The organism is Rufibacter ruber (assembly GCF_001647275.1).
GTDB classification, from domain to species: domain Bacteria; phylum Bacteroidota; class Bacteroidia; order Cytophagales; family Hymenobacteraceae; genus Nibribacter; species Nibribacter ruber_C.
The window spans coordinates 1-24,795 of record NZ_LRMM01000039.1; the positions used below are offsets into that span (position 1 = coordinate 1).

General features: G+C 49.1%; 18 protein-coding genes. All 18 read right to left on the minus strand.

Annotated elements, in window-relative coordinates:
• Positions 1-112: 112 nt before the first annotated feature.
• The 18 genes from A8O25_RS14380 to A8O25_RS14475 all read right to left on the minus strand — a co-directional run bounded on the left by A8O25_RS14380 (position 113) and on the right by A8O25_RS14475 (position 24,342).
• Positions 113-550, minus strand: coding sequence for a helix-turn-helix domain-containing protein (locus A8O25_RS14380; RefSeq protein WP_338152751.1), 438 nt, complete (start codon positions 548-550; stop codon positions 113-115).
• 258 nt (positions 551-808) lie between these two features.
• Entirely contained in the window at positions 809-1,027 is a 219-nt protein-coding gene (locus tag A8O25_RS14385) for a DUF4287 domain-containing protein (RefSeq protein ID WP_066836073.1), read from the minus strand.
• Between the two features lie 220 nt (positions 1,028-1,247).
• Complete coding sequence (locus A8O25_RS14390; RefSeq protein WP_066836074.1) at positions 1,248-1,865, minus strand: YdeI/OmpD-associated family protein; 618 nt, start codon at positions 1,863-1,865, stop codon at positions 1,248-1,250.
• A complete protein-coding gene (locus A8O25_RS14395) occupies positions 1,862-2,257 on the minus strand; it encodes a DoxX family protein (protein ID WP_066836075.1) in 396 nt (131 codons plus the stop codon). Before A8O25_RS14395 ends, A8O25_RS14390 begins: the two co-directional genes overlap by 4 nt.
• Positions 2,258-2,264: 7 nt before the next feature.
• Complete coding sequence (locus A8O25_RS14400; RefSeq protein WP_066836076.1) at positions 2,265-2,732, minus strand: SRPBCC family protein; 468 nt, start codon at positions 2,730-2,732, stop codon at positions 2,265-2,267.
• 3 nt (positions 2,733-2,735) lie between these two features.
• Complete coding sequence (locus A8O25_RS14405) at positions 2,736-3,059, minus strand: ArsR/SmtB family transcription factor (protein ID WP_066836077.1); 324 nt, start codon at positions 3,057-3,059, stop codon at positions 2,736-2,738.
• A 188-nt stretch (positions 3,060-3,247) separates the two neighbouring features.
• Complete coding sequence (gene arr / locus A8O25_RS14410) at positions 3,248-3,688, minus strand: NAD(+)--rifampin ADP-ribosyltransferase (protein WP_066836078.1); 441 nt, start codon at positions 3,686-3,688, stop codon at positions 3,248-3,250.
• A 181-nt stretch (positions 3,689-3,869) separates the two neighbouring features.
• Positions 3,870-4,337 carry a MarR family winged helix-turn-helix transcriptional regulator gene (locus A8O25_RS14415; protein WP_066836079.1) on the minus strand — a complete coding sequence of 156 codons (468 nt, stop codon included), beginning with the start codon at positions 4,335-4,337 and terminating at the stop codon, positions 3,870-3,872.
• Positions 4,338-4,917: 580 nt separating this feature from the next.
• A complete protein-coding gene (gene map, locus A8O25_RS14420; RefSeq protein WP_066836080.1) occupies positions 4,918-5,679 on the minus strand; it encodes a type I methionyl aminopeptidase in 762 nt (253 codons plus the stop codon).
• 390 nt (positions 5,680-6,069) lie between these two features.
• On the minus strand, positions 6,070-7,596 hold the full coding sequence (locus A8O25_RS14425; RefSeq protein ID WP_066836116.1) for a malate:quinone oxidoreductase: 1,527 nt from the start codon (positions 7,594-7,596) through the stop codon (positions 6,070-6,072).
• A 595-nt stretch (positions 7,597-8,191) separates the two neighbouring features.
• On the minus strand, positions 8,192-9,976 hold the full coding sequence (locus tag A8O25_RS14435) for a T9SS type A sorting domain-containing protein (protein ID WP_082893657.1): 1,785 nt from the start codon (positions 9,974-9,976) through the stop codon (positions 8,192-8,194).
• An 18-nt stretch (positions 9,977-9,994) separates the two neighbouring features.
• Positions 9,995-12,799, minus strand: a complete 2,805-nt coding sequence (locus tag A8O25_RS14440; protein ID WP_153042760.1) for a hypothetical protein — start codon at positions 12,797-12,799, stop codon at positions 9,995-9,997.
• Positions 12,800-13,382: 583 nt separating this feature from the next.
• A complete protein-coding gene (locus A8O25_RS14445; protein ID WP_066836085.1) occupies positions 13,383-14,720 on the minus strand; it encodes a T9SS type A sorting domain-containing protein in 1,338 nt (445 codons plus the stop codon).
• Positions 14,721-16,322: 1,602 nt separating this feature from the next.
• The gene (locus tag A8O25_RS14455) at positions 16,323-16,871 is read right to left on the minus strand and encodes an REP-associated tyrosine transposase (protein WP_066836087.1); all 549 of its coding nucleotides are present in this window, start codon (positions 16,869-16,871) and stop codon (positions 16,323-16,325) included.
• A gap of 647 nt (positions 16,872-17,518) precedes the next feature.
• Positions 17,519-18,370 carry a hypothetical protein gene (locus A8O25_RS14460; RefSeq protein WP_066836088.1) on the minus strand — a complete coding sequence of 284 codons (852 nt, stop codon included), beginning with the start codon at positions 18,368-18,370 and terminating at the stop codon, positions 17,519-17,521.
• 106 nt (positions 18,371-18,476) lie between these two features.
• The gene (locus A8O25_RS14465) at positions 18,477-21,842 is read right to left on the minus strand and encodes a UvrD-helicase domain-containing protein (RefSeq protein ID WP_066836089.1); all 3,366 of its coding nucleotides are present in this window, start codon (positions 21,840-21,842) and stop codon (positions 18,477-18,479) included.
• Between the two features lie 90 nt (positions 21,843-21,932).
• Complete coding sequence (locus tag A8O25_RS14470; RefSeq protein ID WP_066836090.1) at positions 21,933-22,898, minus strand: glycosyltransferase family 2 protein; 966 nt, start codon at positions 22,896-22,898, stop codon at positions 21,933-21,935.
• A complete protein-coding gene (locus tag A8O25_RS14475; RefSeq protein WP_074987986.1) occupies positions 22,873-24,342 on the minus strand; it encodes an ArnT family glycosyltransferase in 1,470 nt (489 codons plus the stop codon). The genes A8O25_RS14470 and A8O25_RS14475 overlap by 26 nt, the downstream gene beginning before the upstream one ends.
• Between the last annotated feature and the right edge of the window lie 453 nt (positions 24,343-24,795).

The window sequence follows — 24,795 nt, forward strand, 5'->3', positions numbered from 1 at the left end:
GTTTTGGCTGTTTTCTGAAAAACAGCCCGAAAACAGAAATAAAACTCTCTGCAAAACATCTTACTGTCAAAACTCTAAACAGCTTCAAGCTTAACAAAGTTGTCTTCTAACTTTACATTAAATTTGTTTCGGCTTTCAGGGCTTTGAAAACTTTTAAAACCGTGTCTATGGTGGCGCTATTGGTACTATTCTCCAGCTTAGAGATTTGAGCCTTCTGCACACCCACTAATTGGCCTAATTGCTCTTGCGTTAAATTGCGCTGTTGCCGGGCAGTTTTAATCATTTTGCCTAACACCTCCATGTGAAGTTCATACTCGTATTCGTCTCTCTCCTGTGTGCCTACTTTGCCAATGAATTTGTCTTTCATTTCAGCAAGGGAGGAGGATTTTATTTCTTGGGTTGCCATAAGATTACTTTCTCTGTTTGTTCTCGAAATACCTTTTTCTAAACGCTTTAAACCTTTCTTGAAAGTTAGGGCAGGGTCCTGATAAAAAGGTGGCCGCTCTTCAGGATTTGCAATCCGGAAGCAGGTATAGAGGGGATTTGCCATCCCGGTTGCCAGTTCCGTGCCTACTGCAGCGCGGATTGCAAATCCGCGTGATATGTAAGTTCGGGATTGCAAATCCCGAACAGCGGCGAATGGCGGGAATGGCGCTACTTATCCGCTGTTCTAGTTCGCCCACAAGGTCCTTTCAGGATGACAAAAGGTGGAGAAAGTAAAATAAGCTCCGTATAGCGCCAGTACCAGCAGGCACTTACGTGATACGGGGTAAGCCATCTGTAATCAGAGGGCTAAAGTAGCTCCTTCTTATTCCGTCTTCCCTTTAAACGTGGCATAAATGGCCATGGCATGCCCGTGCCCTAACCCGAAGTCTTCTTTTAGCCAATTGGTGATTTCTGTGACTTTAGTGGCGGGGTTCAGGTTCCCGTTTATTATGAAGCCTTTTTCCTCGGCTAGCTTTTTAAAATCGGCGGGCGTCTTGCCTGTCTTGGCTTCAATGTTGTCTATATACGCTTGAAAGGACATGATTTTACAAGTTAAAATGATGGTATGGTTAGGAACAGTTTCGCCAGTAAGACAGGATAGAGAAGGTAGCAAAGCACCAGCAGACGGTTGGCCAGCCGTTGACCCCAATCACCCCCTGCTGTAATTTTGCCAGCGGCGGCGCGTCTGGTCCAAACTCAATGCCCGCTGATTTAAAGCTTGAAAATAACAAAAAGATAGTGACACACAGTTTGGCGCAGCCTTAGTCATGCAGCCCCATTCCCTGAAGAATCTTTTCCCGGCACCTGGCAATGCGGCTGAACCGGGTTTGGGTTTGCTTGGGTTGGGAGAAGAAAAGCACATAGCCCCTTTGGCGGCCGGGGGTGAGGCGGTAGAAGGCGTGTTGCAGGTCGGGGTGCTCTGCAAAGGTGGCCAGAAGCTCGTCTGGTACCGGTTCCAGGTTTTTCTTGAACGCCACTTTTAAGCCCGCTTTCTCTATCTCAATGGCTTCCTGCAGATACTGCTTGATTACCTCCTGCTGCTGCAGCACCTGGTCTGGGCTGGTGAACCGGAGGGACCTGGTCGATTGGGAGCTTTCGCCGTGGGCGGTGAGGAGTTTGGCTTCGTCTTTCAACAAGACCCCTTTGAAGAAGTTGAGGGCGGCGTAGTGCTTGAAGGCGGTGACCATGAAAATGTTTTTGTTGCCCAGGGTGTAGCAGGGAACGCCCCATTTGACTTCCTCGGTGAGGCCGCTCTCCAACGCAAGGTGCCGGAGCAGCACCAACTCGGCTTGCCAGGTATGCACTTTGCACTGCGGGGTGCCGCCGTATGGGCAGCGCATACAACCGTCCAGGAGGTATTTGTCTACGTGTGGGTTCATGCGTTCTTAAAGGTAAGAGGGTGGGTGACTTTTCTTTGGGCAGGTCTAAAATACCGAGAAACAGCGGTCAATACAAGCAGCAGGCCAGGGCCGAAGTACTCCGTTAACGGGTCGCGGTGGGCAAGGTGCGAAAAAAGGGCACTCGTCATTAAGAAGAAGAAGCCTGCATAGGCCCACTCTTTTATCAACGGGAGGCGGGGAAGCAGCACCGCAGTGACGCCCAACACTTTGCAGAGGCCAAGGAAGGGCAGGAGGTAGAGCGGATAGCCCAGTTCGCTTATTTTTTGCGCCTCTTCCTCCAGCTGAAGGAGCTGCACCACGCCCGTAGAGGCCATACCCAAACAAAGCCAGGCGGTGGAAACCCAGTAGATGATGTTGTCTCTCTTTTTCATAGGTTGGCTACTTTCTATTCTCCATAAAGGTCTGAAGACGGTTGTGGGCCATGTTGATGCCTGCTGCAAAGGGTAGTTTCAACATGTTGTCTCGGTCGGTGACCGATTTAAAGATCAGGTGCATGGTAAGCATGCTCCTTTCTGCTGTAAGTTCTTTAAAATCTAGGAACTCCAGCTGCACCGGGAAGGGCGTGTTTTCCATTTCAAAGGTTCTAGTGATGTATTGGTTGGGTGCAAACGAATGAATGGTGCCATTCGCGCGGAACAAGACGTTTCCTTGCGCATCTCGGGTCTCAAACTGATAACCGCCGTGGGCTTTGTTTTCCAGTTTCAGGACTTTGTTGCCCATCCATTGCTCCACCAACTCAGGCTCAGTGTAGGCTTTAAAAAGAAGGGCAAGCGGCAGGTCAAAGGTTCTGGTGATGACAATGTCATGCTTGCCTTCTTCGGCGGTGAGGTGGGTTCTGCTTTCCATAAATTATTTTTTAGATTGATAGGCTTTCATGACCTGCTCCAGCTTATTGAAGCGGTCATCCCAGTGTTGGCGGAAGGGCTCCAGAAAATCGGCAATCTCTTTCATTTTAAAGGCGCTGAGATGGTAATACACCTCGCGTCCCTTCTGTTCCTGCGCCAGCAGTTCACATTCAGTGAGTATCTGTAAATGCTTGGAAACGGTAGGCCGGGCGGAGTCAAAGTTGGCGGCAATAGCCCCCGCCGTCATAGACTGGCTGGCCAGCAAAAGAAGGATGGCCCTTCTGGTGGGGTCTGCAAGGGCTTGGAAAACGTCTCGTCTTAAATTCATTATGAAGTTATTTGGCTACAAATATACATGTAGTTAAATAACTTCATAATGATAGAAGAACTTTTTTCAGAGAAGAGGATAGGCCGGGTGCCTACTCAGGTGAATGAAAACAAAAAGCCTGTGCGGAGCAGGATACAGAAGCTGCTGGATAATGAACAGGTAAGATCTTGCCACCGGCAGCAGCTACCTCACTCGTCGTTTAATAATGAGATTCCCTGCGCTAATAGTTTGGCTAGGCCTGCCCTCATGGCCTGCACTTGCTCCTGGGGGTGCCCTTGCCAGCGCGTCACTTCGCCTACTACCCTGAACGGATGCGTGGAGCGGTACGACTGGGTGGGGTTGCCCGGGAATTTCTTGTCGGTGAGATCAGGGTCGTTTTCAAGGGGACCGGTGGGTTCTACCAGGTAGATTCTTTCCCGTCCTTCGCCCCAGGCCAGCTCCGCGCCCCAGATGGCGGCGTCTAAAGTGGCGGTGAGAAAGATGTACTTGGCCTGTTTCCGTTCCCCGAAGTTGGATGGGTAGCCGGGATTTATCAAATCCCCCAGCTGAAGTTCAGCCTTGGTGCCGTGAAAATATGTTTGGGCAAAAGTAGTGGGTTGTGCCGGGTTTTGTGGTTGGTTCGTTAGCATGGGAGAAGGCGGTATAAGGGTGAATTGATAATTATCAGATAAGTATGGGGAGATTGCCTTTTGCTGACGGCATACGCCCCTGACTGGGGCCTGGCCTTTTCTGTAGAGGCAGGTGCTGTTTTTTTCAGGCACCAATCAGCTCAGAAAAAGAGCCGTCAAGCGGATAAGAAATGAGGGAGTTTTATTCATTCGCATCAGGCTGGCTGAGGATCTCAATTCTCTGGTTCATGATGGCTAGCGCCTGGGAGAAATACCGTTCAATAACCTTGATTTCACTTATTGAAAAGGACGATATCAGGTTTTCGGTCTCACGCCTGAATTCTTCATACAGCGGAATTAACAGGGTCATGATGAGCCCAGTGTTAGGTTTGAGGAGCACCTTGCGTCGGTCTCCCTCGGCAAAGTGCCGGGACAGGAATTTCTTCTTCTCCAGCCGGTCTATCAAACCGGTCACGGCCCCCGTGGTCAAACCAGTGGCCTTTGCGAAGTCACCGGCCGTCATTTCTCCCTTCTCCAGCAAGAACCCCAGGTATTTGTGGTCGGTGCCTGATAGGCCTGCCTTGCGGGCTACCGCCTCGTGCATTTGAAGGGAGGTGTAGGCGTGCTGCTGGGTAAGTTTCCTGATTTGTTTTACCAGCTCCTCTTTCATGGATTATCTTTCTACCTAAATATCTTAGGCGCTAAGATAACTGTTTTCAAATGTGCCGCCAAGTATTTTTTCTAAGCTTCTGAAGAAAGCTATTTAAACGTGGAGCATGTTTGTAATATCTTGTGTGCTGTTAACGGGCCTCTACACAACCTGACTTGGCGGTAGCTGCCTCGCACCTTGGCGCTGCTAAGTGGCTCTAAAAAACACCAAGGAAGAAACTTGCGCTCCCCGGTTTCATCTGCAAGATCAGAAATGAAACAAGCTTTTATCTGCTAATGCCAGATTGGTTCGTAAGGGGGGAATTTCTGTTTTGGGGCTGTTTTCCAAAAAGTAGGCCCAAAACGTGGATTTAAGCAGTGGCTGCACCCGGCTAAACTCCTTAGAAGCAAGAAAAAAGTAGGCTCCCAACAGAGGCAATGTCAGAGACCTGGCGGGGAGGAAAGGGGCGGGGAAGAGGACTTATGGCAGTGAGAAACAGTAGAAATAAAAATGCGTTTTAGTCCTGTTTTTAGAAAAACAGGACTAAAACGCATTTGTTGGTGGCGCGCACATACGCTAATTCTGCGTCTGGCAGAAGTGGTTAGTAAATCAGATTGGCCTCGGTCAGGATCACGGGCGCACTGTCTGTAATCAGCACCGTGTGCTCGTGCTGGGCCACATACCCGCCTTTGTTCCCCAGCAGCGTCCAGCCATCGCCTTTCTCATAGGCCATGGTGCTTTTGTCTGAGATGAAGGTTTCTATGGCAATGACTGAGTTTTTCTTAAACCGCATGCGGTTAGAGGGGTCATAGTAGTTGGGTATCTCTGAGGGGGCCTCATGCAGGCTTCGGCCCACGCCGTGCCCCATCAGGTTTCTGATGACTTTGTAGCCTGCTTTCCTGGCTTCAGTTTCTATCAGGCGCCCTACCTCTGCAATGCGTACGCCGCCCTTGATCTGGCTGATGGCTTTGCGCAGAATGGCCTGCGAAGCCTGTACCAGCGGGTTCAGGTGGCGGTGGTCCTGGCCCAGCACAAAAGAGCCCCCGTTGTCAGCGAAGAAGCCGTTCAGTTCAGCTGAGACATCAATGTTCACCAGGTCGCCCTCGCGCAGCATCACTTGGTCTGACGGGATGCCGTGCGCAACCTCCTGGTTCACACTGATGCAGGTGTACCCGGGAAAGTTGTACATGAGTTTGGGCGCTGGCTTGGCCTTGTACTGCTGCAAAATGGAGAATCCGTACTCATCCAGTTCTTTGGTGGTGATGCCCGGTTTGGCATATTCGCGCATCTGGCGAAGGGTGAGCGCCACCACTTCGCTTATGGCTTTCATGCCGGTGAGGTCAGCGGCTGATTCTATTGACATCTTCTTCTGGGTTGGTGCTTAGACAAGGTACAAAAAGAAATGGAACAACCATTGAATGCACGTCCTTTGAACCGGCGGGATGGTGGCTTGAGGCCAAAAACATGCGTGAGTGATTTCTCTGATAGGAGACTTTCCCCGAAAGCCGAGCTTCAGGATTGTCTTTGAAACCGTTGTCACCAGCGTTCGGTTGCGCTTTTACAGACCCATCATGAGGTAAACTTCTAAGCCTCTCAAGCCAGATCATTGAAAGAAAAGGCTTTGTTTGTGTAAAAGGCCAATGAATAGTCAGGCCGGGTGCTGTCTGTTGGTGCGGCAAATGCCGATAAAAGAAACGTGCGTTTTTTGAGCTGTTTTCAGAAAAACAGCTCCAAAACGCACAGGTAGTATTGGTTAGGATTCCCGCTGGACCAAATGGTTCTCTTTCAGTTGCAGTACGCGGCTGGTGTGTTCCCTGATCTCCTCACACAGCTGCGGGTTGTCTTTCAAAGATTGTCCGAAAGACGGGATCATCTGCTTGATTTTGGCCTGCCACTCCGGTGACTTCGCCCGGTTGGGGAAGCAGCGGTGAATTAGGTCCAGCATGATGGAAACAGCGGTAGAAGCCCCCGGAGAAGCTCCAAGTAACGCGGCAATTGAGCCATCGGCGGAGCTGACCACCTCGGTCCCAAACTCCAGCACGCCGCCTTTTTTGGGGTCTTTCTTGATCACCTGCACCCGTTGGCCGGCCACTTCCAGCTCCCAGTCTTTGGAGTTGGCGGTGGGAACGTATTCCCGCAGCGAAGCCATGCGGTCTTCGGGGGACTGGAGTACCTGGCTGATCAGGTATTTGGTCAAGGGTATGTTGGTGTAACCGGCTGCCAGCATGGGCCGCAGGTTGTTCACCTTTATGGAAAGCGGCAAGTCAAAAAACGACCCTTTTTTCAGGAACTTGGTGGTAAAACCGGCATAAGGCCCAAACAGGAGGGCTTTCTCCCCGTTGATCACCCGCGTGTCCAGGTGCGGTACTGACATGGGCGGAGAGCCAACGGCCGCCTTGCCGTATACTTTGGCCTGATGCTGGGCAATGATGTCTGGGTTGGTGCATTTGAGCCACTGGCCGCTCACCGGGAAGCCGCCAAAGCCTTTGCCTTCGGGAATGCCGGAGGCCAGGAGCAGGGGCAGTGATCCGCCGCCGGCGCCAATGAACACAAACTTGGCCCGCACGCGGCGCTTCTCATCGGTGCTGCGGTCTTTCACCCGCACCCGCCACAGGCCGTCTTCCTTCTGCTTGAGTTTGGTCACCTCATGGTTCAGGTGCATGGTCACGCCGCCCATCTCTTTGAGGTACTTGAACAGGTTGCGGGTGAGGCAGCCAAAGTTCACGTCGGTTCCCATTTCCATGCGGGTGGCGGCCAGGGGCTGTGACCGGTCGCGGCCCTGCATGATGAGCGGCATCCAGTTTTCCAGCTGTTGGGTGTCTTCTGAGTACTGCATACCCTTGAACAGGGGCGAGGTGGTCATGGCTTCAAACCGTTTGCGCAGAAACTGCACATTTTTTTCGCCCCACACAAAGCTCATGTGCGGGGTGCTGTTGATGAAGCTGCGCGGGTTCTGCATCACGCCCTTCTCCACCAGAAAAGCCCAGAACTGGCGGGACTGCTCAAACCATTCGGCTATCACGTCTGCCTTGGAGATGTCAATGGTGCCGTTGGCTTTCTCTGGGGTGTAGTTGAGCTCACAGAAGGCTGAGTGGCCGGTGCCGGCGTTATTCCAGGCGTCTGAACTTTCGGCGGCTACCTCATTCAGGCGCTCATATATTTCAATGGTTAAGTCAGGTTGCAGTTGTTTCAGCATCACGCCCAGGGTGGCGCTCATGATACCGGCCCCAATCAAGACAACGTCTGGATGGGTGACCATAGAATTTTCGTTTTTTGCCATGGTAAAAGTATTGGTACTTGGCATACGAATAAACCAATAGGAAGTGTTTAATTAATTATTGGTCTTTCAGCAGCGGCCATTGCGGTCGCAAAAGTAACCCAAACAGATAAGCCGCCCAATGAACTTCTGCTATTTCCTTCTGTTTTTCGGCCTGTTTTTGTAAAACACGAAAAACAGAAATCCCATTATTTGTTTGCAGTAAGGAGGGGGGGCGCTTTCTTACAGAACCCAGGAAGCTTTTACGGGGTTGCGCTTGTCCCTTTGGAGTCAAGGCGCCCTTCTCAGGTTTGGAGCTGTCATAGTGGGTTGATAGAAGTAGCCAGACGTTAGCCCTGCCTGACTGCCTGCTCAAGGTGTAGGGCTCTACCCAGAAGGAGTTCTTGCTGTTTTAGGCCTGTTTTCAGGAAAACAGACCTAAAACAGCAAGAACTCCTTCTCCTTCTATAAGGTCACTGACATTTCGCCCGACAGTTACAAGGAAACCTGTTTACAAAGGACTGTCAGGAACCGCGGGAAGCCCTGACCGGAGAGGCGTAAAAAAGAAAAAGCCGGTGCTGTGGCACCGGCTCCTTGCTTGGGGGATCTGTCAATTTATTTAAAAGCTCTTCACCAGTTTCTGTACCGCAACCTGGGTACCGGAAACCACCTTCATCAGGTAGATGCCGTTTGGCAGGGTGCCAATATTGTCAACGGTGTACTGTTGTACGCCGGCTCCCCCTGCTAGGTTTTTAGTGTAAACCGGTTTCCCGTTCAGATCCAGGAGCAGCACCTGAATGGTAGCGGCGGCGGCAAGTTTTAGCTCCAGCACAATCTTGTTCTGGAACGGGTTAGGGAAGGTAGAAATGATGGCAATAGATTCCTGCGCACTAGGCGTGTGGTTGATGGAAATCAATTTAGAATACTCAGACTTGCCGTCAAAGTCTACCTGTTTTAAGCGGTAGTAAGAAGTGCCCGCCAGCGGTTTGGTGTCTGTGAAGGAGTAGGAGAGAAGGGTGTTGCTGGTTCCATTGCCTTCTACGGTACCCACCGGCTCAAACCTCTGGGCATTCTTGCTCCGCTCCACCACAAACTCTTTGTTGTTCAGCTCAGAGGCCGTTGTCCAGTTCAACTTAACCTGGTTTCCGGCAATAGAGGCCTCAAACTTGGTAAGGGTTACCGGCAGGGCGTTGTCTTGCAGGTCAAACTCCCGCTGCAGCTCAATGACGCCGTGCTCCAGCCCGTCATAATTTTTAAAGGTGGTGCTGTGGCCTTGTTCCCCGGTGATGGCCTCTAAGTAAATATCAATGGGTTGGAGCCCTTTGGTGGGGTGCATGACCTCATTGAACACCAGGGAAAGCACGTTTTGCGGAGCATTGGGCTGCCACTGATCATCCCGCTGGCCGTTGGCGCTGCTGACAAACCTGATGCGGCGGTTGTAATATGACTCTTTTACTTCCGGGGAGCCGTTTACGGTATAACTTCTGAACACCAACGGGATTTCTTCTAAGGTGATGGACCCGGCTGGCCAGCCAAAATTAGAAGCCAGTGCTAACAAATCTCTGGTGCGGCTGGCGTCATATGAAGTGTTGGCCGTGTTGAAGTAGACATAGAAGCCCACAGAACCAGCCTCCAGGTTAAAGGTTTCCCTGGAGGTCACATTTACCAGGATGGGGTTGTTTACCGTACCCGTTCCGGTAGAGGCCAGAAGGAGCTTGTTCTTGTCCTCTTCCCGCTGTACAAAGATGGTCTCTGCGGTCAGTTGCTTGTTGGGCTCAGAGTCTACTACCTCTTCGTTCAGGAGAATGATCTCAAAGTCGTCTTTCTCGTTCAGCCACTTCAGGTTGGCATACCCTGTGCCAATGATCTTGAACTTGAGGGTAAGGACTGTCTGCGTCTGATCCAGGGGAAGGAACTTGGAGATGTTGGAGGCGGGGTTTACCTGCAGCGTCTCATTCATCAACTGGTTGTTGATGTTGATCTGGTAGGTTTTGTTACCGGTAGTGGTACCGGTAGGCAACAGGCCCTTGGTCACCGTGAGGGTCTCGTAGCCATTGTTCGGCGCTGAGTCTGAGGAACCACGGAGATCATTATGGAAGAAATAGTCACCGGTGCTCAGTTTGTTGTCACTGTCACGGGGAGACTCTGCTATAGGCGTTTCCTGCAGCTGCAGGATAGTTTCATCATAGGTGAATTTGAGGGTGGCGTTGGCCAACCGGCGCTGGGTAGACTGTAACGTGAATGCTACCACCAGGGTGTTGTTGACGCTGCTCACCTTCTGGATGTGCCCGTTCACAAAACTGGTTCCGTTGTTGTTCACTTGCCCAAAGCTTGCCTGCGCCACTAGCACCAGCAGGAAGCAAAGCATCATCTTTTGGGAAACTGTTAATAAAAGAGATTTCATGATTTCCTGTTAATAAGACTATCTGGGAGCCTGGGTTACTTTTCCGTTATTCTTAAGCCATAGTGCCCTATAATCATGCACATTCACCACCCCGTCCATGTTGAAATCTGTCAACTGGTAACCGGTGCGTTGGTTGTCTCTGATCCAGCATTCGTTCCAGTCGGCGGTGGTGACGCTACCGGTACCGTTGCCGTCTCCGGCGTACATGGCAAATTTACCGTTAGGCATTTCCTGCTGAGGGAAAACCCCGGAAGCTTTCTCCAAGGCTTCGCTGAAGTCATACAGCGGGGTGCTGGCGGTAAGGTTCACCGGTTTCTTGGAGATGATGGGCAAGTGGTTGCGGTGAATGACTACTACGTAATAGTTTCCTTCCACCACATTGAGAAAGTCTGGGAGGCTCTTTCCATCCAGGTCAACAATTAAGCCGTCTTTCTTCAGGAAGCAGGCTTTTCTGCTAACCAGCTGTCTGGGGTCAAGTTCAGTTCTGATTTCTACCAGAATCCAGTCTACAATGTCTGGGTTGTTGCTGAAGAAGTTGGAGGCTACTGCCTCATTCCCAGCGTAGTTGTAGGTACCAAAGTTGTACGGCTGGGTAAACGGCAACCGCTTGGTTTGGTTCAGCGACGTGCTCATTAAACCTGTAGAAGGATTGTAAGGCCCTTCCAGCAATACTTTCAGGTTTACGGCCAGGCTGGCGCCTACGGTTAAAATTGCCGGGTTGGTAACCACCTGTTGGCTGCAGCCTGTGATCACGCAACGGTATGAGTAGTTGTTCTCTGCGTAGGTGATCTTGGTCAGCTTAAGGGAGTTGGTAGTAGCCCCTGAATAAATGCCGCCATTCTGGATCGTTACCCAAGAATCATTGCCTGTATTCACCTGCCATTGGTATGTAAGGTTGTACCCATTGGCAGAGACAGTGAAAATGGCATTGCTGTTCATGGTGTTGGTAACCAGGGAAGCCGGTTGCGTAACAATAGACGGAGTGGCGTTTACCGTGAGGAGGGCCGCGTCTGAAGTCAAGATTGTGCCGCTCCCGGTCACAACACAACGGTACTGGTACCCATTAGAAGCGGCCTCCACATTGGTCAGGGTGAGGGTGGCCAGGGTGGCTCCGCTCACTGCTTCCCAGGATGTTCCTTTGTTGACCTCCCACTGATAAGTGACTCCGGAGCCGCTGGCAGTCACGGTGAAGGAGGCATTCAACCCGGCGCAGATGGTAACTGCCTGTGGCTGGCCTGTGATCACGGGTGGGGTAGAGGTAGTGACGGCAAGGGTACCGCAGGTATTGTCTGCCTGCACTTTTACTTCACCGTTCTGGGTGCCCACCTTTACCGTGATGCTGGTGGTTCCCGCCCCTTTGGTAATGGTCCAGCCGGCAGGTACCGTCCAGGTATAGCTGCTGGCGCCAGAAATGGCGCCAGTAGAGTAAGTAACGGTAGAACCCGGGGTAACAGCAGCCGGACCAGTCACAGTGGTGGTGTAGTTACAGCAGAGGGCGGCAGCCGTGTAGTTGCCGCAGTTGGTGACAGTGGCCGCCACGGTGGCACCGTTGCGCGAAGGCTCATCTACTATTTTACCGGCAGAGGCGGCAGAAGGATCATACACGCACTGGCTGCCTTCAATTCTGGCCTGGTCAGAGTTCATGGAGTACCCTTCAATCTTGGTTTTGCCTGAACCGGTGTAGACCGCCTGAGACATGTTGGTAAAGTCTTTCTTCACCTGCACATTCCCGTTGTTGGTCAACGTGGTGCCGGAATTGACATTTAACAGGTTGCCGTTAATAAAGAGCGAACCAGTGTTCTGGAATTTGGCTCCGGCCGTCAGGTTGAAGTTACCCACCACTTTGATAAAGCCTTTGTTGGTAACAGAAGAAACGCTGTTTCTCACCTCAAACACCTGTCCTGAGGTAGACTGCTCCAGATAGGCACAAGACTCATTCACTATGATTCCCTGGTTTACCAGGAACTCCACCGTGCTGATGTATTCGCCTTTGTTGTACAGGGAGGAGGTGTTGTTGAAGTAGGTTTTGCTGGTTTTGAAGTAGCCGTGGTTGGTCAGGTTATTGAAGGCGCTGCTGGAAGGGCCGCTGGCCAGGTTGGTAGTACCTTTCACTTCTGTGCGGCCGTAGTTGTAGAACAGACCGCTGTTGATGTTCAACGCGTCAGTTGCCGTAGAGTTGATGGTCAGGCTGCCGCTGTTGGTGATGGTAGAGCCAACGTTGATATGGACGCCATTTAAACTAATAGTAGCCTTCTCAGCATTTTTAAACGTGATGTTCTTCAGCACAATAGAGGGGGTGATGGTCAACTCCCCGTTGTTCAGAATAGAGCCTTTGCCCAGTTCCTGAATGCTGGAGATGGTGGCAGAACCGTTGTTGAGGAAGAAGGCAGAATCATTCCTGTTCACCCCAAAGGTAAAGTTATTGCTGAGGGAGAGGGTACCGTGGTTGGTCAGCTTTGAATTGTTGTTCAGGATAGTCAGCCTGCCAGAACCGGAAAGTGATGCCCCATCCTCAATGACAATCTCGCGGGCAACAAAAGTGTTGTTGGCTTGGTTGCCCAGGGCAAAGTCAATGTTCAACGTCACATTATGCCCTGCCTTGATCACATACTTAACAATGCTGGGCACTCTGCTGTCACCGTTGTTGTACTCATTGCTGCCGGGGGCATAGGTCTCACCCCAGGTAGCGGTGCTGTTAAAATTCCCAGATTGTTTTGAAGTATAGGTTACTTGGGCAAAAGAAGGGGAAACAAGAAAAAAGCTGCCTACGAGCAAAAGCAGGAACAAGTGTGATTTCTTGGTGTACCCTCTGAAACGAGGCATAAAAGTTCCCTCAACAAATGAAGTGCGAAGGCGGGTAAGCTGTTTTGGATAACCCAAAAATGCAAACTTGTGCATATTTCTTTCCATTGTAATCAGGAAAAATGTGATAATCAAAGGTACTCTTTGCTTTTCCTTAGGCCAAGGGGGTGGTGGCACGCAGGAGGTCAATTTCGATAAACAGTGTGATCCGGGGGGTGAACCTGCTGATATCGACGGTGAATATTCTAATTATTTCTAAGCTAATTTCTGTTTTATCTGATTTTCAGGTAGCAGAACCTAACTTCCTCATAATTACGTTGCAAAAATAGAGTTTAATTTTGTGTCCTGCTAATAAAAAATCAGAAAAAAATAAGTTTAAAGAATGATTTATGTCATTTTCTAAAGTCTTTTTTGAACGGGCATACCAGCTGAATGATATGGTTTTAAAGAAATTGTGCTATAGGTGAGGTTGGCTGAGAGGTTATAACCTGTTATGAATGAGAAGGGTTATCTGAGGTGAGTTAAGGGAGTTGTTTTGAAAAGGCGTTTTTACTTCAGCATAAGAAAACGTTAGGCCTCTCCCGCCCCCAATCAAAACAGGTGCTTAATTTTTCACCACTCTCAAGGTCATGGACTGTTGTCCCTGGCTTACCTTTAAGATATAGATACCAGGCTTCAGGTTGCCTGTCTCTGTAATCCGGAAGCTGTTGGTGCCAGCGGCGGCCGACTGGTTGGCAGCAACTTTTCCGGTCAGGTCAAACAGGGTGAGGGTGGTGGCCGTCTCGGTGCCAGAGGTGAAGTGAACGGTCAACTCCCCCTGAAAAGGATTAGGGTAAACAGACTCTACTGCCAAAACTGGCGCGACAGTGGCTGGTTTAAGGGCAACAGAGATGGCTTTAGAGTATTCATAGGCGCCGTCTAGGTCCACCTGCTTTAATCTGTAGTAGACGGTTCCTTTGGCCGGAGCGGCATCTGTTGTCAGGTAGTTCTGCACGGTGTTGGTGGTTCCATTGCCGGAGACCGTTTGTACCGGCTCAAAATTTACCGCATCATAGCTTCGCTCCAGAATGAATTCTTTATTGTCTCTTTCTGAAGCGGTGGCCCAGGCCAGATTCACCACATTCGCTTTGGTGGTAGCCGTAAATGAAGTCAAGGTTACCGGCAAAGCTCCGTCAGAAAGTTCATAACCCGCCACGGCCAAAGATCCAAAGCTGTAGGTTCCCTGTCTCACCTGCATTTCACCAGTCTTAGCCGTACAGATACAGGTAACGGTGTTGGTTCCCTGTCCGCTTACAATCACCCAACCCTCGGGGGCGGTCCAGATATAAGGTGCATTCAGTTGATTGGCTGGCACCGAGTAAGAAACCCTGGTATTGGCTTCTACCATGGCTGGACCTGCAATCACCAGTTTTGCCGGCTCGCAGGTTTGGGCTCTGAAAGAAACAGTACCCACAGAACCAGAGGCTTTGGCCTCTACTCTGATGGTAGAGAGTTTGGCAAACTCGGCGGCCGTCAAGGTGTAAGAGAAGTGGTCAACGGCTCCGTTCTTGAAGCCTTCAGCGCTGGTGGCCTCAAACTTTAAAGAGTAGAAAGGGTTGTTGGTACCATTTTCATAAGAATAGGTGAACCTGGTGTTGGTGTTCCTGGCGTTGGTTGCTTTAGCGCCCGCAGGCAGCTCAAAGGCCACATGGCTCAAGGCGTTTCCGCAGTTGGTCTTAACTGAAAAAGAAAGGGTGACGGTATGGTTGCTATTCCGGGTAAAGCTGGTGTAGGTAACGTCAAAGCACTCATCAGAAGCTTTACAACCAAGCGAAGTGGTTTGAGCCTGTACCGCATTAAAAGGAAAAGTGAGTAATAAGAAGCAGATTAAAATTGAATAATGTAAAGCTTGAATTGGGTTACTTCTTTTCTGGGGGAAAGGGTATTCTGGAAATTGTTTCATGACTAGGGGTGAAATTGTCACTTTCTTTGTTGTTGTATGATGATGCAAAGGTAAGTGGACCAGGAGGGGCAGAGGGAAACATTCGATCAACCCCTGTATTTCTGGGATGAAGGCAGGAAAACCGTTGAACTGTTCCAGGTTTCAACGGTGAATGGCTGCTTTTGCTCGGTCAATGGAGAGCTTCTGCGCGTTCTTCCGGTGAATACTTCTACAGCGGCTAGCCAGAAAGTGGTCTGTAAGAAAGGAAAGGGTAGCCACTGCAGGATTTTAACGCTTTGATTCCCGCACATCGAAAGAGGGGGCTGCAGCTTGCTTCCGCCTCTGGTGGGGCAGCATCCTGTTTTCAGGACAGCTTCAGGAAAACAAGCCGGAAACGGAACCTATGAATAGAGTGGGTTACCATTTGATGTTACCGTAGAAAAGTGCCGGAGAAAGGTTCTGCTGTAGCAATTTTAGAGCAGTTGTAGCAATTTTAGAGCAGTGTGGTACCCCTCCGGGACGGGAAACGTGGGTTTTTATGGCGTTTGGCAGCGGTAAAGCTTCTTACCCCATGCTCTTAGCTTGGATCTCTTACTACCAAGGAACTGCTGAAAATACCTGGTGCTTCTGTTGCAGTCTCTAGCTTATGCCGTGAGGGGCCAGAACCCCACCCTTCTACTAACAAGCAGCGGTCTCCTAGTGGGAGGCTAACTTAGATTTCCGTTTTTGGCCTGTTTTTCAGAAAACAGGATAAAAACAAAAGACACACTCGTTTTGCTGCACATTTTAAGAAAAGGCAGTTATGGAATGGCCTTTAGGGACCTGTTCCTGCCTTTGGGTTTTCTTACAGGAAACAGGAAAGCTGTTTGGAGTTTTTAATTCTGGTCATAGCGCCCTTGTCTGCTTGCTCCTGCACGCATGGCTGGTCTTTTATTGGTGGTGCCTTGTTCTGCCTAGGCTACGCCGAAGGCAATTCATAAAACCCTTTTTGGCTTGTTTTTCAGAAAACAGGCCAAAAACGGAAGGGCAGAAAAGGAAGCTCAGCCATGTGTGCGGACACAAACGGACGCGTGCGCCCAAAAAGTGCGTTTTTGACCTGTTTTTGTTAAAAGAGGTCAAAAACAAGTAGGAAACACAGCTTGTTTGAAGCAGTGTTCTGTTATTCAGAAATATACAGTTTGACCTTGTTCACCGTCTCTAAGCTAAAGCCGGAGGAGGATTTGAATCTGTTCTTGTCAAGCTCGTTCACTAGCCCGACCCCGTTGTAGTCCATGAGCCAAAGGCCCCCTGGTTGGGCGGGAGGAGTTTTTGGTTTGTTTTTATGGAAAGAGGTGTAAAACATTGGAGGCACAAGCGGACGCTTGCGCCATAGTTTTTAATATTATGAAGCTGTTTAGAGTTTTTGTAACTGCCAGGCAAAGGCTACCGGATAAGTTTTTTCATATACCAGTGGTTTCTGTTTTCGGGCTGTTTTCTGAAAAACAGCGAAAACAGAAATAAAACTCTCTGCAAAACATCTTTCTGTCAAAACTCTAAACAGCTTCTTATAATATTACCTCAGTAACTTTATTAAAAGTGTTTGCACATGGCGCAAGCATCCGCTTATGCCTGGTCTTTACGATTTTACACAATAAGGATTACGTTTAATAATCCTATGCCGCCGGCATAATCCCGGGCACTGCTGTACAAGTAATTCTCTGGTTGATCAACAAAACCAGCTTCCACCGGATTGGTGTGCACGTATTCCAGCTTCTGCTGCAACAGGAAGTTACTGTTCAGCACCAGCGGGTGGTTGTGCTGTTGCCAGAACTGGAACCCGCTGTTGTTGCCATTGCGCCCGCCTGCGCGCTCCATCATCCAGAGCATCCATTCTTTCCGGCTTTCCTGCGGATGCTCTGTGATGGCTTTTCTGAGTTGGGAGGACGTAAAACTTTTAAAGTCCCGCAGAATATCAGCCATCGGGGCACCATGCGTTCCAATAATTAGGTGCACGTGGCTGCTCATGAGGCAGTAGGCATACACCTCCAGCCCTTTCTTTTTCTGGCAGAACGTGAGACTGTCCAGCAGGACTTGCCGGTATTCATCCCGTATAAACACATCAATCCAATGCACCACGGCAAAGCTCACAAAATACAGCTTGTCCTGGTCTCTGAACTTATACTTCCGGCTCATGCCATTTTGTACGGCAATTATAGCAGAGAAGATAAATCACCTACTCCAAAAGAAGTGTTCTATAACTAAAACATGGCGCAAGCGTCCGCTTGTGTCTGCACGCATTGCAAGGTTTTATTTCCTGTCAAAGTTTTTATGCTACGCTAAAAGCTGTAGCGTGAAAAGCATTTCCGGCTTGTTTTGGCAAAATCAGGTCAAAAACGGAAGGTCAGGGAAAGAGGCTCAGGAATACGTGGGGACACAAGCGGACGCTTGCGCCATAAGGTGCATCTACTGCCGTAATCTCTAACGCCAGTTTGGGGCTATCGTCCTCGTCCTCTTGGCAGCCAAGGAAGAAGATACAAAGGCAAAGCAGGGCAATGGGGAGAAACCTCATTTGGGATAATTATATGGTAAAAACCTATACGTCAGGTTGTAGCATTTATAAGTTAAGGTACTAGATTGAGAAGTTGTCTAAAGGAAGTGGTGTGAGCCTAACAGGTCTTTTTATTTCAGAGCCTTTGAGGGAGAGCAAAGTTTAGCTGTTTAGGAAAATCCGTTTTTGCCTGTTTTCGCCAAAACAGGCCAAAAACGGAAGGCAGGGAAAGAAGAGCAGGAATAAGTGAGGGCACAAGCGGATAATTACGCCAATTAGGGGCGGCAGTGGTTTACGTTTTTTTAATGTGGTGCTGAATCCTTGCTAATTCACTATTTACTTCTCTTTCACGCTTAGCTTTTTCTTTTTCAACTAACTTTTCGTCTTGACAGAGCAAGATACACTCTTTAACTGCATTGAAATATAGTAAACATTCATCTCCATCCAATTCATGTAGTCCCTTACTTAAAATAGAATAAATGTGCGGGTTGTTTACCAAGTGTGAAGGCAAATTATCTTTCAACAAGCCTATTTTTTCCTTAAATCTGAGATCTTTATATGTATTTTCCTGCCAATCAGGTTCAAGCTTCCTTTGATTATAAGCGCTATCTATAAAGAAATTTTCTATAATCCTTCTTAAATGCGCAAATGCAGCTATTCCAAACTTGTTTGAATAGAACATTAAAGCATTGTAGAGATCTTTATAATTATCGCCTAATAATTTCTTGTATTTACTTATATTACCTTTTTGTATATCAAATAAGGATGGGCTTTGACCCACTTTAGTAATAGTTTTGTTTTCAACTTTATAAAATATATTTAAGGTATGTGTATCGTTTCTTGAGCAAGCGAAATCTAATTGATATATAGTAGGTTGGATAAACTCATCTAATGGGTCTACCCTCTTCTGGTTATTTCGATACGAAACAATACTATTGTTAAATATTATTTGTTTGTACTCTGATATCTCTTTATCAAAACTATTGATGTTTTTGTATACAGTAGATTTTCGACAATAAGGACAATAGCAATCAATTGTTCCGTTGTAAAATACTATTTCTATAAAGTTTTTTATTGAAGTAATCTCTTTTTTCTTAAATAGAGGCTCTTCTAAAATAAACAATAAAGCTTCATGTCTTTCCATAAAAATTTAAGCAAAATTCTTTTTATAATTTGTTCTGGAGTTTTTAATCAAAAATTAAGATAAAAAAAGCACTGTTTATTATACCTAATGGTGAAATTTTCTGTTTCTACCCAGCCACTTCCCCCACAAACTCCCACTCCTCCACGCGTTCTTCTTCGAAATAGTACACCACGCACGTAATCCTGCTCATCATCAACTCCCTGAACAGCGCCGCGTAAGAGTTCAGGTTCTCCGCATATTCCTCCTTGGCCGGTGGTAATTTGTAGTCAATGAGCGTCACATCTCCCGTCTCCCCGAACACAATGCGGTCTGGTTTGTAGCGGTTGGTGCGCACGTCCAGCACTTCGCGCTCATTCTCCACGGTTACGGCGCGGCTGAAGTAGCGCTGCATTTGGGGGTGTTGAAGCACGTGGTCCACCATCTGGGTGAGGGTGGGCAGTTCGCGCTGCGAGATGATGCCCTGGTGCACCAACTGCCGAAGGGCTTTGGGCGCTTCCTCGGCGTAGGTGATGCGGGCGAGGGCGTAGTGCAGCTTCCGGTTCCAGCGGCGGTGCTCCTGCTGGGTCTCAAAATCAAAGACGTTGTTGGCGTGCTGCTTCAGCTTCAGGTTCTGCGCCCAGTCCGCCGAGGTGAATTTGTCCAGCACGTACACGTCTTCAGAAAGAGTTTTGTAGCTCACCGCCTGCGGCGCGCCTTTGGCGAGTTGATAGCAAAATTGGCCCTCTTGCCAGAGTTCTTTGCTCTCCAGGTATTTGTGCAGCCAGAAACTTACGTTCTTTTGCGCGCCGCCTTTCTTGAAATCCTGGGCCTTGCCAATGAGGTAAAGGCGGTCCACAGGGCGGGTGAGGGCCACGTAGAGCATGTTCAGGCTTTCAATGAAGGTTTTCTCCAGCTTTTGGGCGTACTGGTCGGCTAAAGCGGTCTGCTCCAGTTTTTTGTTCAGGTTCACCACGGCCGTGCGCAGCTTTCCGCACGCGGCCACACTCTCCGGCAACGTGCCCCAGAGCAGCGACGAGGTCTGCGGTTCCAGGCTCCAGTCGCAGAAGGGCACAATCACCACAGGGTAATCCAGTCCCTTGCTTTTATGGATGCTGGTGATGGTGATGGCGTCACGGTCTTTGGGCGTGTTAATGCTCAGGTTCTCCTTGTGCAAATCCCAGTACTGTAAGAAGTTGTTGAGGTTGTTGCTGTACTTGAGCGTGTACTCCAGCACCAGATCTAGGAACCGGAACAGGTACTCGCACTCGTTGTTCTTGCCCAGTAAATCAAACACCCGTATCAGCTTCTCGGTGAGCTCATAGATGGAGAGGTTCCCGGCATCGCGGTACGCCAAATCAAATCCCTGCTGCTGTAAGAACTGGAAGAACGGGTCAATGCTCGGCTCCACGGCCAGCGCGGCAATCTTGCCCGTGGTGGCGCTGTCGGGCAGTTCCTGATGCACTACTTTATACACCAGATACAAAGCCTGCGACCGCGCCAGACTGTTGGCGGGCTGGTTCAGAATTCTAAAGAAGGCGATGATGAGATTGATGACCTCGGCGAACTGCAACGAAAGTGAATCCTGTGAGATAATGTCGTATTTCTTCTGCTTCAGGAAGTTGGCTACTAGTTTGCTGTTGCGGTTGGTACGGCTAAGAATAGCAATATCACGCGGCGCGTAGCCATCGGCCTGGGCCTGCTGCACCATCTGCAAAACCAGCTGCAAGGTGCTTTCCTGGTAGGAGAGGAGGTCGTCTTCGGCGTAGCCTTCGTAAATTTCCTCGGTTTGCTGGCAGGCATCTAAATCCACTTTAAAAGGCGGCACTTCGTCCTGCGTGAAAAGTACCTGCAGATGGGCTTTGCCCGATTCTTTCCCTGCGGGTGATTCCTGCTGAAACTTGTCGTCATAAATGGCCTGCAACAGCGGGAACTGCGGATTGCTTTGGCTGATGAACCCGAACAGCTCATTGTTGAACTGGATGATTTCTGGGGCGCTGCGGTAGTTGGTGTTCAGGTTGGCGGGCGAGAGGGTCCAGCGGAGGGTATCATAGCGTGGGGCCACGTTCTCCTCAAAACGTGAGTTCTGGTACAGGTGGTGCGTCTGGTTGCGGTGCAGGTGCAGAATCTGTTCCATCTCGCCGCCGCGCCAGCCGTAGATGGCCTGCTTGGCATCGCCCACCACCATGTTGAAATTGTCACCGGCCAGGGCATTCTCCACCAGCGGCAGCAGGTTGTTCCATTGCAGCACCGAGGTATCCTGAAACTCGTCAATCAAGATATGCTGGTACCGTTCACCCAGCCGCTCATAGATAAACGGAATAGGCTCTTGCAGCACAATCTCCGTGATGCGCTTGTTGAACTCCGAGATGTGCACCAGGTTCTTGTCCAGCTTTATCTCCTGAATGCAGCGATCCAGCTCGCTCAGCACGCTCAGCTTGTACAAGTGCGGCAGCATGGCCGAAATGAGGATATGGTTCTGCGTCTCGCGTTCCTTCAGGTCCTCAATGGCGCGGTAAATTTGCGAGAGCCTAGGCTTAATCTGGTCCAACGCCACCTTCGCGCCGGTACTGGCTTTGGCGCTGGGCCACTTGTCATCGTTCACGGTTTTGGCGGCGTTGCTGTTGGCGATGGTAATGTCAAAGCCGCTGTTCCATTTACGGAAGTAGGAGTAGATGCCGTTCTTGCCGTAAGACATTTCCTCGGGCATGATGCCGTGGCGGTCAATCAGGTCACTTGCCTCCTGCGCCAGGGCCTGAATCTGCTTTTCTACGTTTACTTTCTGGCTGTACAGCTCACTGCGTATCTTCTTGAAATCTTGCAGGGTAAGCTGCCCAATGTCCAGCAAATGTTCATAGGTCTGCTCGTTCAGAAGATTACGGGCAAAGTCGGCGAGTTCATCGGGCAGCACGTTCCAGCTTTTGCCTTCCTCTGCTTTGTCCAGGGCGTACTGTTGCAGGGTTTCGGCCAGCAGCCGGTTCTCTGCCTGGGTGTTCACCTTGTTTAAAAGCAAACTCACGGCGGTACTTAACAGCGTCTGCGCGTCCATGTCCACTTCAAAATTGTGGGGCAGCTTGAGCTCGGTGGTAAAGGCAGAAACCACCTTGTTCACAAAGGAGTCAATGGTGCTCACCGCAAACTCTGAGTAGTGGAAGAGGAGGTGGTCGAACACCTTCGCGGCCCGCGCCCGCAATCCTTCCTCGGTTAAATCAGGCTGCCCGTATTCTGTCTGTATTTCATGTAATATGTAAAATAGAAGTTGGTCGCTGTTCCGCTTTTCCTTCTCGGGCAAAGCCGTGTCATTGAAGCCCCGCAAGGCCTCCAGAATACGCGTCTTCATTTCCTGGGCGGCATCATTGGTGAACGTGATGGCCAGGATGTTCTTGTAATAGGAGGGTTCCTCGCTCTGCAGGGCCAGTTTCAGGTATTCCTTGGTGAGGTGGTAGGTCTTGCCGGAGCCGGCCGAGGAGGAGTATATTTTAAAAGTAGCGGGCATGTTATTAATTCAACCTGAAGGAAAAGAGAGTAATAAGGAATACGTGCTTCCCTAAATCACGAAGTTTGGCACTTATAGAGACGGGTTTACCTATGCACTCTTTCTAAGATTGGTGTCTTCTATAATATACAGAGGTCTGTCCAATACATTTTTATTTATCCGGCTAATGTACTCCCCAATAATGCCGGTGGTCAATAACTGTATCCCCCCTATAAACATAGAGCTAATGATCAAAGAGGTCCAGCCAGTGATGGTTCTATGCAGGATGAAGTAAGAATAGACGGCGTATAAAATAATAAGGAAGGAGACAAAGGAAATGGTCATTCCCAGAGTAGTGACCAGCCGTAGGGGTTTATCTGAGAAGCTGGTGATGCCGTCCATGGCAAACCGGAACATCTTTGACAGCGGGTAACCGGTTTTGCCATATTTGCGCTCGTCCCGGTTGAACGTGACCTGGGTCTGTTTAAACCCCAGCCACGCTATCTGTCCCCGCAAGAACTTGTTTTGCTCGGGCATCTTCCGCAAGTAATCCACTACCTTCCGGTTAATCAGCCTAAAGTCTCCCGTGTCTAGGGGTATGTCAATATTGGTGATGTGATTCAACGTTCTGTAAAACGCTTTTGCTGTTATTTTTTTGAAAAAGCTTTCCCCTTTTCTACTGATTCTTTTGGCATAGACCACATCATACCCCTCTTGGTATTTAGTATAAAGCTCTAGAATCAGTTCTGGCGGGTCCTGCAAATCACCATCAATGATGACCACTGCATTACCGTTACAGGCATCAAGACCTGCTGTCACAGCTATCTGGTGCCCAAAATTCCTGCTGAAGTTAATGTAGTATGCATTTTCATTAAGTTCACTAAGTTGCTGCAGCACAAGCAGGGAGTTGTCTTTGCTGCCGTCATTTACAAAAATTAGCTCATAGTGGGGGGTGATCATGGAAACCGTCTTTACCAGGCGGTCATGGAGTTCAGGAAGTATCTGCTCTTCGTTGAAAATTGGGATCACTACTGAGATGTCCATAGAACCGTTAGTGTTTTCTTTGCTGTATTTCATAGGTGACAATGTTGCCAGCCTCCTCCATTCTGGTGGTGTGGTAGTTTTCCTCTATGTGCTGCTGAATGGTTTTTTGGTAGGTGGTAATTTTATCGCCCTCTGCTAAAGAATTCCACTCTTTTAGCCCTGTAGTAACCCCCCTCTCTTTGAGCATATGGATATAAAAATTATTGTGGGGGTTGTAACCTTCAAACACAAAGAAACGATCCTGGGTAGGGTGCTTCCCTTTCACCGCATCTTTCAGGTAATAGCCCATTTCATAGAGTTCCACATCAGAAGACGCTTCCACCGGGTTCATTACCTTGTCTTTCATTCTCTTATAGGGGTTTATAAACAGGAGAAAGAGTAAAAGAAAAGGAAGAGGGTTCCACTGAAAAAGGGACGTTATCAGGGTTGACTTCTTTAAGATGGTAAAGAAACAATAAAGTGTGATGGCAGATAAGAGGGCGTAAAAAGGAAATAGAGGCACATCATACCAGGGTAATTTGGTCTTTCCGGTAGAAATGATCAAAAAGAAGGTGAGTGTTACCAGAAATGAGAAGGCAGCCATTTTTCTGAAGGGGCGCTCTTTGCTTGCCAAGCCTATGACCACCCCGCACGGGATGAACAGATAGAATTCGGGGAACCTGTAGTTAATCAGATCATCATAATAAAACCAGAACCCACCGGTATGCCCTTCAATGGCTGTCAGGTACCGTCCCCCAAGTTCGTTTTGGTAAACAGCTTCCAGGTACCCCGGGTTGTACACTTCCCTTAGCCCATAATAACCCAACACAGCCAATAGGCAGCCGGTAAGGCCAACGTAAAAATGTTTATTCCTGATCAGGGGAAGAAACTGTTTTGAATAAAAAGCATAGATAGCCAGCGCTGGCAGAAAGAGCAGCCCAGACACGCTTTTGGTTAGTACCCCTAGCGCCGTAGCGGCAAAAAACAAATACAGATATTTTGTTTTTTTTGACTCACAATGCAGGAAGAAGAAAAGGTTGCCGGCAGTTGTAAACAGCGTAAGCAGTGCATCATAATCTCCTGTTCTGGTGGCATGGTAATGTACGTATCCCTGCGCGCAGACCAGCAGTAAAACAGCAATGAACCCAAACCAGAAGCTTTTCAGATATCTCTCTGAGAAGAAAAGCAGCAGGACACACGTTAAGAAAGCAGCAATGGCTGAGGGGAGACGTACGGCTAAAACAGAAACCCCAAAAACCTTCATGAAAACAACTTGTAACCAGATCAGGAAGGGGGGTTTGGTGTTCCACATATCTGGCTGCCCTTCAAAATAAGTCACCAAGAAGTTGTGGTTCTTGCTCATCTCATAGGCATTGATCGCTTGTCTTGCTTCGTCCCACACCCGTATGGGCACTGTCTCTAGTTTGCCAAAAAGGGGGAGTAGAATTATTCCAAAGAGCAGGAGGTACCTGGAATAGTGAACGACAGACGTTTTCATTAGGGGCGGGTTTAGGCGGAGGGTCTTTTGTTGAGGGCTAGAAGTATAAAACATCAAATATAAATCTTTCCTCCCTTTGTAGGCTTCCCTTATGGTTGCGGCTGGGGAGATAATGGTCTGGTAAGCTGTATCAAAAACGTGGGGCTGCCACAGAAGCCGTAAAGCAGATTCGCCTGAAGGATATTTAAGGTGAGCATAGGCGGAGAGGCTGATTTAAGTAGTAGCAGGCATAGGAGTGAAATTTGTTTAGAAGTAGGAATTCAACGGTAGCCTATTAGATTTCTGTTTCTGGGCTGTTTTCACGAAAATAGGCAAAAAACAGGAGATGCGATCTTATAAATGAAAGGAGGCCGCTGCTAGCCGGGTGAAGGTCACCAGCCCATTCTTCCATTGCTGAGAACACCCCTTCCGGGAGGGGCGGGGGCTGGTTCTATATGTCCGCTCCCCAGTACC